General features: G+C 77.3%; 10 protein-coding genes. 5 read left to right on the forward strand and 5 right to left on the reverse strand.

What is annotated here, in order from left to right:
* Positions 1–38: 38 nt before the first annotated feature.
* Positions 39–3,365 (reverse strand): BTAD domain-containing putative transcriptional regulator, encoded by a 3,327-nt coding sequence (locus DQ241_RS18650; protein WP_158545976.1) that lies wholly within the window; start codon positions 3,363–3,365, stop codon positions 39–41.
* A gap of 189 nt (positions 3,366–3,554) precedes the next feature.
* Here DQ241_RS18650 and DQ241_RS18655 point away from each other — a divergent pair, with 189 nt between their 5' ends.
* A complete protein-coding gene (locus DQ241_RS18655; protein ID WP_113831797.1) occupies positions 3,555–5,000 on the forward strand; it encodes an FAD-binding oxidoreductase in 1,446 nt (481 codons plus the stop codon).
* Between the two features lie 54 nt (positions 5,001–5,054).
* On the opposite strand, the gene DQ241_RS18660 is transcribed toward DQ241_RS18655, so the two are convergent.
* Positions 5,055–6,725 carry an FAD-binding oxidoreductase gene (locus DQ241_RS18660; RefSeq protein WP_113831717.1) on the reverse strand — a complete coding sequence of 557 codons (1,671 nt, stop codon included), beginning with the start codon at positions 6,723–6,725 and terminating at the stop codon, positions 5,055–5,057.
* Between the two features lie 26 nt (positions 6,726–6,751).
* Between DQ241_RS18660 and DQ241_RS18665 the strand changes: the two genes are divergently transcribed.
* Positions 6,752–8,272, forward strand: a complete 1,521-nt coding sequence (locus DQ241_RS18665; protein WP_233492555.1) for a glycerol-3-phosphate dehydrogenase/oxidase — start codon at positions 6,752–6,754, stop codon at positions 8,270–8,272.
* 66 nt (positions 8,273–8,338) lie between these two features.
* Positions 8,339–9,133 carry a methyltransferase domain-containing protein gene (locus tag DQ241_RS18670; protein WP_113831718.1) on the forward strand — a complete coding sequence of 265 codons (795 nt, stop codon included), beginning with the start codon at positions 8,339–8,341 and terminating at the stop codon, positions 9,131–9,133.
* Between the two features lie 87 nt (positions 9,134–9,220).
* Here DQ241_RS18670 and DQ241_RS18675 read toward each other — a convergent pair whose 3' ends face one another.
* Entirely contained in the window at positions 9,221–9,973 is a 753-nt protein-coding gene (locus DQ241_RS18675) for a MerR family transcriptional regulator (RefSeq protein WP_113831719.1), read from the reverse strand.
* Between the two features lie 53 nt (positions 9,974–10,026).
* On the reverse strand, positions 10,027–10,416 hold the full coding sequence (locus DQ241_RS20700) for a hypothetical protein (RefSeq protein WP_158545977.1): 390 nt from the start codon (positions 10,414–10,416) through the stop codon (positions 10,027–10,029).
* Positions 10,417–10,484: 68 nt separating this feature from the next.
* On the opposite strand from DQ241_RS20700, the gene DQ241_RS18685 reads away from it, so the two are divergent.
* Together DQ241_RS18685 and DQ241_RS18690 are read left to right on the forward strand one after the other, a co-directional pair.
* Positions 10,485–11,042 (forward strand): TetR/AcrR family transcriptional regulator, encoded by a 558-nt coding sequence (locus tag DQ241_RS18685; RefSeq protein WP_113831721.1) that lies wholly within the window; start codon positions 10,485–10,487, stop codon positions 11,040–11,042.
* Positions 11,043–11,085: 43 nt separating this feature from the next.
* A complete protein-coding gene (locus tag DQ241_RS18690) occupies positions 11,086–11,754 on the forward strand; it encodes a methyltransferase domain-containing protein (protein ID WP_113831722.1) in 669 nt (222 codons plus the stop codon).
* A gap of 1 nt (position 11,755) precedes the next feature.
* Here DQ241_RS18690 and DQ241_RS18695 read toward each other — a convergent pair whose 3' ends face one another.
* Complete coding sequence (locus tag DQ241_RS18695) at positions 11,756–12,202, reverse strand: YdeI/OmpD-associated family protein (RefSeq protein WP_113831723.1); 447 nt, start codon at positions 12,200–12,202, stop codon at positions 11,756–11,758.
* Positions 12,203–12,205 lie beyond the last annotated feature (3 nt).

Below are 12,205 nucleotides of genomic sequence, written 5' to 3' on the forward strand. Positions count from 1 at the left end.
GGACCTCCAGCTGTCTGTACCGAAAGCTGGGTGTGGGGTCAGGCGGGGGCGGTCGCGGCGGGCGCGGTCGCGGCGGCCAGGCGCCGCAGGTGCGAGTCGGCCAGCGCCACCTGGTGCGGTGACCCGACCAGCACGCCCTGTTCCCGGGCCGCCGTCCACCAGCGGCGGGCGCCGTCGGGATCGCCGCGCCGCTCCGCGATCCGGCCGAGCAGCTCGTCGTAGGCGCCGAGCGTGAGCGACGGCGTCCCGAGCACCGCCTGCCGGCCGCGGTAGGGCAGCAACGACTCCGCGGCCGACGCCCAGTCCGGCTCGTCGCCCAGCCACAGCGACGACTCCGCCTGCAGGTAGACGGCGACGTCGCTGGCCCAGTCGCGCACCAGCGTCCGCCCCCAGCGTGCCCGCAGCCGCCGCGCCTCGGCCACGTCACCCGACTCGGCCGCCGCCAGCACCGCCATCTCCTGCAGCAGCGGGTTGCCCTCGTCGCCGGTGGCCACGAGCAGCGGCAGCGCGTCGGCTTCCCGGTGGTCGGCCCGGCGCAGGGTGAACTGGTGCGCCGCGTAGGCGTGCCGGGCGTGCGGGGTCACCTTGCGGAACAGCTCGTAGGCCTCCGTGGTGAGCTCCTCGGCCCGCGCCGCGTTGCCGCGCAGCCAGGCCAGCCCCCCGGCCTGCCACAGCACGTGCGGGCGCACCTCCGGCCCGCCGAGGGAGACCGCCAGCCGCCGGGCCTGGTCGTGGTCGGCCTCGAACCCGGCCAGGTCGCCCAGGTGCAGCCGGATCGCGGCCCGGTGCAGGTGCGCCATGAACTCGGTGCGCCGGGGGAGCCCGCGCCCGGCCAGCTGCAGCGACTCGTCGGTCGCGGCCAGCCGCAGCTCCGCCGCCCCCGGCCGCCCCCACACGGCCAGGCAGAAGTTGTTGAGCGTGCGCCCCAGCAGCTCCGGATCGCCGATCCGCCGGGCCATCTCGACCGCCCGGCGGGCCGCCTGCACGCCGCGGTCGTCGGGGCCGAAGGCCAGCTCGACGCCGAGGGTGCCGAGCAGCCGAGCGGTGGTCGGGTCGTCGGCGTCCTCGCGCTCGGCGAGCAGGTCCTCCAGGACGGCGACCATGTCGTCGTCCACCACCCCGTGCGGGCGCCAGTTCCACAGCGTGACGCTGCCCCACACGGCGGCCGCCTCGGCCAGGCACTCGCGGTCGTCCAGCTGGCGGGCCAGGCCGATCGCCTCGGCGACCACCTCGCGCGCCTCGGTGAGCTGCCCGCTGCGCAGCAGGTCGTTGCCGAGCGTGGTGAGCAGGTCGTGGCGGGCGCGCGCGGCGCCGTCCTCCTCCGGATCGATCAGCTCCAGGGCGCGCCGGGTGTGGGCGGCCGCCTCGCCGTGCGCCAGGCGCGCGCGGGCGGCCCGGGCCGCGGCGGTCGACCAGAGCCGCGCGGGCCCGGCACCCAGGACGGGCAGCGCCTCGACGGCGTGGTGCGCCAGCCGCTCGACCAGGGCGTCGTCGGTCGTCGTCGCCAGGCGGCGCTCCAGCGCCTCGCCGACCCGCGCGTGCAGCCGGGCCCGCCGCAGCGCGGGCAGGTCGCCGGCCAGCACCTCCTGCACGAGCGCGTGCGCGAACCGCCAGCTCCACGGCCGGGCTCCCTCCACGACCAGCCCGACGGCGACGGCGGAGTCCATGGCGGTCAGCGCGTCCTCGGCGGGCGTGCCGGCCGCCTCCAGCAGGTCCAGCGGCACCTCCCGCCCTGCGACCGCGGCCAGCTCCAGCACGTCGCGGGTGCCCTCCGGCAGCCGGCCCAGCCGGGTCCGCAGCACCTCGCCGACCGACGGCGGCACCGGCACGTGGTCCAGGTGCAGGTCGTGGGCGCCCACCATCCAGCGCGAGAGCTCGACGACGAAGAACGGGTTGCCGCCGGTGCGGTCGTGCACGGCCGCGGCCAGCGACCGGTCGCCGGGTGAGCCCAGCTGGGCGGCGAGCAGGGCGGCGACGTCGTCGGCGTCCAGCCCGCGCAGCCGCAGGCAGGTGGCCGCCGGTTCGCGGGCCAACCGGCCCAGGCAGTCGGCGACCGCCTCGGGCAGCTGCTCGCCGACGGTCCGCGCGGTGACCAGCAGCAGCACCGGTGCGCGGGGGAGGTGCCGGGCGAGCAGGCCCAGCAGCTGCACCGACGTCGTGTCCGCCCCCTGCAGGTCGTCGAGGACGACGAGCAGCGGCCGGGTCGCCGCGCCGGCCAGGCGGGAGCGCAGGTCCTGGAACAGCCGGAAGCGGGCTGCGTCCGCGTCGTCGCCGGCCGCCGGGGCCAGCTCGGGCTGGTCCAGCTGCTCGAGCACCTGCGTCCACGGCCAGAGCGCGGGCGCCCCGGCGTCGTCGGCGCAGCGGCTCCACGCCACCGCCCACCCGGAGACCCGGGCGCCGTCGGCGGCGGCCTCGGCCAGCCGGGTCTTGCCGATCCCGGCCTCGCCCTCGACCACGAGCACCGCCGGCCGCCCGCCCGCGACCTGCTCGGCCACCGCCCGCACCTGGTCGAGCTCCGCCTGCCGGCCGACCAGCGCGTCGGCGGACGGCGCGAGCGCGGGCGCCGGCGCGGACGGCAGGACCGGCCGGGGCACGCGCTCCAGCAGCCGCGGGTCCTGGCGCAGCACCGCCTGCTCCAGGTCGCGCAGCTCGGGTCCGGGGTCGATGCCGAGCTCGTCGCGCAGCAGCTCGGCGCAGCGGCGGCAGGCGTCCAGCGCCTCGGCCTGCCGGTCGGCCGCGTAGAGGGCGGTGACCAGCCGGGCCCACAGCCGCTCGCGCAGCGGGTGCTCGGCGACCAGCTGCTGCAGGTCGGCCACCGCCTGCTCGGGCCGGCCGACGGCGGTCAGCGCGTCGCACCGCCGCTCGCGGGCCCGAACCCGCAGCTCGGTGAGCCGCAGCCGGTCGCTGGTGGCGGCGGGGGAGTCGCCGAGCTCGGCCAGCGGTTCGCCGCGCCACAGCGCCAGGGCCTCGTCGAGCAGGGCGACGCCGCCGGCCGGGTCACCGGATCCCACAGCGGCGTCGCCGTCCTCCACCAACCGGGCGAAGCGCAGCAGGTCCAGCTCCTCGGGCCCGGCGTTCAGCAGGTACCCGGGCGGGCGGGTGAGCAGCACCGACGGCGCCTGCCGCGGACCGCGCTCGGGCTCCAGCACCCGGCGCAGGTGGGAGACGTAGGCCTGCAGCGTGCCGGTGACCGTCGGCGGCGGCTCGTCACCCCAGAGCGCGCCGATGATGCGGTCGACGCCCACGGCCCGCCCGGCGTCGGCCAGGAGCAGGGTCAGCAGCGCCCGGGGCTTGGCGCCGCCCACGTCGACGGGGCGGCCGTCGGGCCCGGTGACCTCGAGCGGCCCGAGGACGCGGTAGCGCACGCCGCGGGATGCTCCCAGCGCGGCGCCGTCGGCGGCACCCCTTCGTGCGCGCGGGACGGCTGCAAGTGGGCTCCAAGTATCCGGCAAGCGGGCCGCCCCACTCTTCCTCCCGTCCCCCCGACGCCGCGGCACGACCGCGGCGGACCCCACCCCGCGGCCGACCGCCGCGGCCGCGCAGAGGAACACCGCATGTCTCTCTCCGAGCTCCCCCGCGAGCCCGAGCCCGTCGCCCTGCTCGACCCGGCTGCGCTCGACGCGCTGGCGCCCTCGTTCCCCGCCGCCGACGTCGACCACCTCCGGGGCCTGGTCCACGGCCCGGTGTACGCCGCGGGCGACGACGGCCTGGCTGCCGAGGTGGCCACCTGGAACCTCGCGGTCCAGCACACGCCGGCGATCGCGGTGGGCGCGACCTGCGCCGCGGACGTCGCCGCCGCCGTCGGCTGGGCCGTCGAGCACGGCCTGGGCGTGGCCGTGCAGGCCACCGGCCACGGTCCGGTGCGCAACGCCGCCGGCTCGATGATGGTCACCACCCGCCGCATGCAGGGTGTGCACGTCGACCCGGTGCGGCGCACCGCCCGCGTCGAGGCGGGCGTGAAGTGGGAGCGCGTGCTGGAGGCCGCCGGGGAGTTCGGGCTGGCCGGGCTGTGCGGCTCGTCCTCGGACGTCGGCGTGGTCGGCTACACCCTCGGTGGCGGCGTGGGCTCGCTGGGCCGCCGGTACGGCTTCGCCGCCGACCACGTGCAGGCGATCGAGCTGGTCACCGCCGACGGCCGGATCCGCCAGGTGACGGCGAGCACCGAGCCGGAGCTGTTCTGGGCGCTGCGCGGCGGCAAGGGCAACTTCGGCATCGTCACCGCGCTCGAGATCGAGCTGGTCCCGGTCGCCGACCTCTACGCCGGCGGCATCTTCTTCGCCGGTTCCTCCATGGCCTCGGTGCTGCACACCTTCCGCAGCTGGGTGCGCACCGTCCCGGAGGAGGTGTCGACGTCGATCGCGATCCTGCGGCTCCCGGACGCGGAGTTCCTGCCGCCGCCGCTGCGCGGGCAGACCGCTGTCCACTTCCGGTACGCCTACTCCGGCCGCGACTTCGACGAGGGCGAGCGGCTGGTGGCGCCGATGAAGGCGGCCGGCGAGATCCTGCTCGGCTTCATCGGGCCGATCCGCAGCACCGAGATGGACTCCATCCACATGGACCCGACCGACCCGATGCCCGGCTGGGAGAAGGGGATGCTGCTCGCCTCGCTGACCGAGGAGGCGGTGGACACCCTGCTGCAGGTGGCCGGGCCGCAGGCGCAGGTCCCGCTGATCATGGTCGAGCTGCGGATGCTCGGCGGGCAGCTGGCGCGGCAGCCGGAGGTCCCCAACGCGGTGGCCGGGCGGGGCGGCGCCTTCTCGCTGCTGGTCCTGGGCCCGGGCGTGCCCGAGCTGGCCGAGGTCGTGCCCGCCGTGGGGAAGGGGCTGCTGGCCGCGATGCAGCCGTGGCGGGCCCCGGGCGTGCTCACCAACTTCCTCGGCGAGGTCTCCGGGCCCGAGGAGGTCGCGGCCGCCTACGGCCCCGGCATCGCCGAGCGGCTCCGCGAGGTGAAGTCCCAGGTCGACCCCGCCGGCGTCTTCTCCTTCGGCCACGCGATCTGAGCTCGCGCGCCGGCGTCGCGGACCCCTGCCCCCGGTCCGCGGCGCCGTCCCGCGTCAGTCGGGGAGCAGGACGCCGGGGTTGCAGATGCCCTTCGGGTCCAGCCGCTCCTTGACCGCGCGCAGCACCTCGACGCCCAGCGGCCCGACCTCGCGCTCCAGCCAGGGGCGGTGGTCGGCGCCGACGGCGTGGTGGTGGGTGAGCGTCCCTCCGGCGGCCAGCAGCGCGTCGGTGGCGGCTCGCTTGGCGGTCAGCCACTGCTGGATCGGCAGCGCGTCGTCCCGGTCGGCGAGCACCGTGAAGTACAGCGAGCCGCCGGTCGGGTAGCCGTGCGAGAGGTGGGTCATCACCAGCGGGCGGCGCCCGTCGCGGACCAGCGCGGTGCGCAGGGCGCGGCGCACCGCGTCGTACACCGTCGGCAGGGCCGCCCAGGTCGCCGCCGTCTCCAGCGTCTCGACCAGCAGGCCGTTGTCGAGCAGGCTGTCGCGCAGGTACGGCGCCCCGAACCGGTGCCGGCGCCACGACTCGCCCACCGCGCGGCCCAGCCGGATGGCCCCGCCGTCGCGGAGCAGCGACGCGGCCGCCCGCATCCGGGCGCGGACCAGCTCGGGCAGCCCCTCCCAGCCCAGCACCAGCAGGCAGCCCTCCCCGTGCCCCCGGGTGCGCAGGCTGCCGCGGAGCAGCTTCGCGCCGGTGCCGGAGGCCATGAGCAGGTTGGCGCGGGTCTCGTCGTGGTCGGAGAGCCGGACGACGTCGGGCAGCAGGTCGAGCCGGGCCAGCTGCTGCAGCGCGGCCAGCCCCGCCGCCCAGGTCCGGAAGGACCAGCCCTCGTACGACGACGTCGCCGGGCGTGGCCGCACCCGCAGGGTGAGCTCGGTGATGACGCCGAGCGTGCCCTCCGACCCCAGCGCCAGGCCCAGCAGGTCGGGACCGGCCGCGCTCGCCGGCGGGTGCCCCAGCTCGAGCACGCCGGACGGCGTGGCCAGCGTCATCCGGGCCACGAGCTCGTCGAAGCGACCGACGCCGGTGGAGGCCTGGCCGGCGCTGCGCGTCGCCGCGTACCCGCCCACGGTCGCGAACTCCCAGCTCTGCGGCAGGTGGCCGAAGGTGAGCCCCTGCCGGGCCAGCGCGTCCTCCAGCGCCGGGCCGCGCATCCCGGGGCCGACGGTGACCAGCGACGACGGCACGTCGACGTCCTGCACCGACGCCATCCGGGCCAGGTCGACGGCGACCGACGGCCGGTCGTCGGGGTCGGCACCGGCCAGCCCGCCGACGACGCTGGTGCCGCCGCCGAACGGGACGACCACGACGTCGTGGTCGCTGCACAGCGCGAGCAGGGCGGCGGTCTCCTCGGTCGTGCCGGGGAGGACGACGGCGTCCGGGGCGTCGGACGCGTCACCGCCCCGCCGGCGCAGCAGGTCCAGGTAGCTCTTGCCGCCGGCCCGGCGCAGCCGCGACTCCTCGTCGGTGCGGACGTTGTCCGCACCCAGCAGCTCGACCAGGGCCGCCCGTGCCGTCTCGGGCAGCCGGGAGGGCGCGATCCGGATGTCGCCGACCGGCACCGGCGGCGTGGCCCGCGGCGTCCAGCCCAGCTCCTTGGCCAGGTGGCGGCGGGCGGCCTTGGACAGCGCGCCGTCGAGGGACGCGCGGGCGGCGTCCGCGTCGTTCCCGGCTCCGGCGGGGGGCGGACCCCAGCCCTGGATCGTCAGTTCCGGCTGATCGGGCACGGCTACAGTCTGCCGGTGCCGATGCGGTGGAGATCACGGTGATCGCCTCCCTCTCCGCGCAGCGCCGGGCGCGCGACCTCGCCGAGCTGCCGGGCGCCGTCGTGGACGTGGTGGTCGTCGGGGGCGGGGTGACCGGGGCCGGGGTGGCCCTGGACGCGGCCGCCCGGGGTCTGTCGGTGGTGCTGCTCGAGCGCGCCGACCTCGCGGCGGGCACCAGCCGCTGGTCCTCCAAGCTGGTGCACGGCGGGCTGCGCTACCTGGCCCACGGCGAGATCGGCCTGGCGCGGGAGAGCGCCCGCGAGCGCGCCGTCCTCCTGGGGACGACGGCGCCGCACCTGGTCCGCCGGCTGCCGTTCCTGGTCCCCGACGCCGCCGGGCGGGACGTCACCGCCCTGGCCGCGGCGGGCGGACGGCTCGGCGACGCCGTGCGGTGGTCGGTGCCCGGTGGCCGCGGTTCGCTGCCCGCGACGCGGCGGGTGACCGCCGACGACGTCGGCCGGATGGTGCCGGCGGTGCGGCCCGGGCGCGGCGGCGTCGTCTTCTGGGACGGGCAGCTCAGCGACGACGCCCGGCTGGTGGTGGCGCTGGCCCGCACCGCCGCGGCGTACGGCGCCCGGGTGCTCCCCGGCGCGACCGCGCGGGCCGTCGACGGCGGCACCGTGCACGTCGAGCTCGACTCGGGCGAGGGCTTCGCGCTGCGGGCCGGCGCGGTGGTCAACGCCGCCGGTGTGTGGGCGCAGCGGCTGGCCCCGGGTGTGCGGCTGGTCCCCTCGCGGGGATCGCACCTCGTCGTCCCCGCCGACCGGCTCGGTTCGCCGTCGGCGGCGCTGACCGTGCCGTTGCCGGGCTCCCGCTCCCGGTACGTCTTCGCGCTGCCGCAGGACGGCGGGCTGGTGTACCTCGGGATCACCGACGAGCCGGTCGAGGGCGCCGTCCCGGACGACGACGCGCAGCCGTCCGACGCCGAGGTGCGGCAGCTGCTCGAGACGGTGAACCAGGTCCTGACCGAGCCCCTGACCAGGGGCGACGTCGTCGGCGCGTACGCGGGCTACCGGCCGCTGGTGCTGCCCGCGTCCGCTGGCGCCGGACCGGGGAACGCGACCGCGGACCTCTCGCGCAAGCACCTGCTGTCGTGGGACGGACCGGTCCTCACGGTGGTCGGCGGCAAGCTCACGACCTACCGGGCGATGGCCGAGGAGACGGTCGACGCCGTGGTCGCGCGGCTGGGCCGCGGGTCGGCGCGCTCGCTCACCGCGCGGCTCCCGCTGGTCGGCGCCGCGCCTCGCGTCGCGCTCGACCGGGTGACGGCGCCGCGGCGGCTGGTGGCGCGGTACGGCACCGAGGCGCCGATCGTGGAGGCGCTGGGGCCGGACCTCGTGCTGCCCGAGCGGCCGGAGACGGTGGGGGAGCTGCGGTTCGGCGTCCGCCACGAGGGCGCCCGCACGGTCGCCGACCTGCTCGACCGGCGGACGCGGATCGGGCTGGTGCCGGCCGACCGCGAACGCGCCGTGCGGGCGGCGGAGCAGGTGCTGGCCGCGGAGCTCTGATCCCATTGTCTCAGGCTGTGGGAACGCTGTTTCGCAGGATGGGACGGCAGGAGTAGGACTGCACCCGTGGACACGTACACCCACGGGCACGCCGAGCCCGTCCTGCAGTCGCACCGCTGGCGCACCGCCGACAACTCGGCCGGGTACCTGCTCCCGCACCTGCGGCCCGGGCTCGACCTGCTCGACGTCGGCTGCGGGCCGGGCACCATCACCGTCGACCTGGCCGCCCGGGTGGCGCCCGGTCGGGTGCTCGGCCTGGACGCCGCCGCCGATCCGCTGGACGAGGCGCGGGCGGCGGCCGCGAGCGCCGCGGTGGCCGTCGAGTTCGTCGTCGGGGACGTCTACGCCCTCGACCTGCCCGCCGGCTCCTTCGACGTCGTCCACGCCCACCAGGTGCTGCAGCACCTGACCGACCCGGTCGCCGCGCTGCGCGAGATGGCGCGGGTGTGCCGCCCCGGCGGGCTGATCGCGGTCCGCGACGTCGACTACGCGACCTTCACCTGGTTCCCCGCGGACCCGGGCCTGGACCGGTGGCTGGAGGTCTACTACGCGGTGGCCCGCGGGAACGATGCCGAGCCCGACGCCGGCCGTCGGCTGCTGGCGTGGGCGCACGCCGCCGGGCTGCGCGACGTCACGGCGACCGCCTCGGCCTGGTGCTACGCCTCACCGGCCGAGCGGGAGTGGTGGGGGAACTCGTGGGCCGGGCGGGCGACGGCGTCGTCCTTCGCCGGGCAGGCCGTGGCTGCCGGGATCGCGACGCGCGCCGAGCTGGAGCAGCTCGCCGATGCGTGGCGCCGGTGGCGGGACGCCGACGACGGCTGGCTGTCGATGACCCACGGCGAGCTGCTGATCCGGGTCTGACCGCCGCCGGCGGAGGCAGGGGTCCGACCCGACGGTGTGCGCCGACGCCCCGTCCCGCCGCCCGGAACGGGACGTCGGCGCACGTGCTCAGCTCTGGCGGGCGGCGTTGGCCTGGACGGCGGTGCTCACCCACTGCGCCAGCCCGGGCGCGACCCGCTCGTAGGTGGCGGTGAACCGCTCGTCCTCCACGTACATCCGGCCGAGGGCGGCGTGCATCTCCGGCGGGCAGTCGTAGAAGTTGGCGACGATCTGCTGCCGGTGCTCCTCGGCCAGGTCCATCGCCGGGCCCGCGTCCGGGGCGGTGCCGGCGCGCAGGGCCTCGGCCATGCGGCCCATCAGGTCCTCGCCCTCGGCCTTGATCCGCAGCCAGTCCTCCTTCGAGTACGCCGCGGTCCGCCGCTTCGACTGCGCGTAGGCGTCGGTGTCGCCCCAGCGCTCCTGGACCTCGGCCTCGTGCTGCTCCGGGTCGTGCTCGCCGAACACCTCGAACCGCTCCTCCGGGGTCAACGAGATCCCCATGGCACGTGCCTCCATCTCCTTCTCGACGGCCGCGACCATCGCCGACGTCCGCTCCAGCCGGTCCCGCAGCAGCCGGTGCTGCCGGCGCAGGTGTTCCGCGGGATCGGCGGACGCGTCGTCGAGCAGGGTCGCGACCTCCTCGAGGGGGAACCCGAGCTCGCGGTAGAGCAGCACCTGGTGCAGCCGGTCCAGATCGGCCGGCGAGTACTGCCGGTAGCCCGCCGACGTCCGCCCCGACGGCTGCAGCAGCCCGATCCGGTCGTAGTGGTGCAGCGTGCGCACCGTGACGCCGGCCAGCGCGGCGACCTCTCCCACGTTCATCCGCGTCCCTCCTCCTGACGGCGAGAAGGCAACAGCCTGACGTCGCGTCAGGGTCAAGCGTGCTCCGCCAGGCGGGCCAGCGCTCGGCTCACGGTGGGCGCGGCACCGGGCGTGCCGGGGAACGAGTCGTAGCCGAAGGTCACCAGCCGCTCGCGCCAGGAGCGCATCGCCGAGCGGTGCGGCTCCGCGCGCGCGAACGCGGCCACCGACGCCTCGTCGTCCCACCACGAGACCGTGGTGAACCGCCGCGCGAGCGGCTGCGCCCGCAGCCGCAGGGCCCGGGCGCCGGGGCTCGACGCCGTCTGCCTCCGGACGGCCAGGGAGGTGGCGAGGAAGGCCGGCACGTCGCGGAGCCGGCGCAGGTGCAGCCGGGTGACGACGACGACGCCCGGCCCCTCTCCGGTGCGGGCGGCGTTCCACGGCAGGTCGGGGATGACGGGCACGGCTCCTCCTCGGTCGCTTTACAGGTGTTAAGCGTAGGAGGATCCCTTAACACCTGTAAAGTGAGTGCGTGACCAAGACGCCCGCACCGCTGCGGAGCCGGCTGATCTCCGCCGCCGGGTCGCTCGTGGAGCGGGCCGGGTCGACCGATGCGGTGAGCCTGCGCGCGATCGCCCGGGAGGCGGGCGTCACCGCTCCGGCGGTGTACGGCCACTTCGCCGATCTGGAGGCGCTGCTCGACGCCGTCCTCGACCAGGGGTTCGCCGACCTCCGGGCCGGGATCGCGGCCGCGGTCGCCGGCAGCGCCGACCCGGTCGAGCGGCTGGTCGCCGGCTGCCACGCGTACGTGCGGTTCGGGCTGGCCGCGCCGGCCCGCTACCGGGCGATGTTCGGACCGCGCCGGCTGCCCAGCGGGCAGCGCGCCTTCGCCGTCCTCGTCGACGCGGTGGCTGCCTGCGCCGCCGCCGGGCGCTCGCGGAGCACCGACCCGCGGGAGGACGCCCGCCTGCTCTGGACGGCGCTGCACGGCGTCGTCGCGCTGCGGGCGGCGGGGGGCGACGCCGACTGGCCACCGCTGGAGGAGCAGGTCGACGTCCTGGTGGCGCGTCTGGCCCTCCTGGGCGGCTGACCGCGGGACGGGCCGGCCCCGTCGCCGTGGTTAGGGTCGAGCGGTGGACGACGCCGGAGCCCCTCTGCACGCCGCCGTCCTGGAGCTCACGGGGACCGGCCGGGGGACCGCCGTGCTGGACCTGGGGTGCGGGGCCGGCGGCTTCGCCCGGGCGGCGGCCGACCGCGGCGCCCGGGTGACCGGCGTCGACCTGGACGCCGGCGCCGTGGCCCTGGCCGCCGCGGCGGTGCCCGAGGGGACGTTCCTCGTCCGCTCGGCGCAGGACCCGCCGCGCGGCCCGTTCGACGTCGTGGCCGCGGTGCAGCTGCTCGAGCACGTCCGCGACCCGGTCGCCGTGCTGAGCCGGGCGGGGCGGGCCGGCGCGGTCGTGGCCGCCACGGTCTGGGGCCGCGAGGAGGAGTGCGACCTGCGGGTGCTCGACGAGGCCGCCGGGGCCCGTCCCCGCGCCGGGTCGACGCTGCGGGAACCGGCCGTCCTCCGGCGGGCGGCCGAGCGCGCCGGGCTGGTGGTCGAGCGCGTCGACGAGGTCGAGGTGCCCTTCACGTACGCCGACGAGGAGGAGCTGCTCACCCCGGCACTGGCCGCGACCCCGACCGGCGGGGCGGGCGCCGCGCGGCACGCGCTGCTCGAGCGGCTGCAGCCCTACCGCACCGGGGACGGCGGCTACCGCCTGGTCAACCTCTGCCGGGTGCTGGTCGCCCGCCGGGCCTGACTCACCGGGTCCTGCGCCCCGCGCGCAGCGACTCGACCGCCTTGGTGACGCGCGCCGCGCGGGTCTCGGGCTTCTTCGCCTCCTCGATCCAGCGCACCCACTCCTTGCGGTGCGACGGCGCCAGCCCCGAGAAGAAGGTCCGGACGTCGTCGTCCCAGGCGGCCGCGAGGTCGTCGGGCACCGCCGTCTCCCGCGGTGCGGTGTCCAGCTCGACGTCGACGTCCACCTCGTCGCCGGCGGTCACCCCGGCGGCCTCCCGGTGCTCCGCGGCCAGCGGCACCCACCAGGCGCCGCCCATGACCGCGACCGTGCTGCGGTAGCGGTATCCGCCGACGGTCACCGTGACCGGCGGGCGCTTCCCCGCGCCGAGGGCGGCCACGACCTCGTCGGGCACCTGGAGCCCCGTCGCCGTCTTCCCGCCCAGGACCACCGTCGTCCGGAACCGCATGCG

This window comes from Blastococcus sp. TF02A-30 (assembly GCF_003319185.1).
Classification (GTDB): domain Bacteria; phylum Actinomycetota; class Actinomycetes; order Mycobacteriales; family Geodermatophilaceae; genus Blastococcus.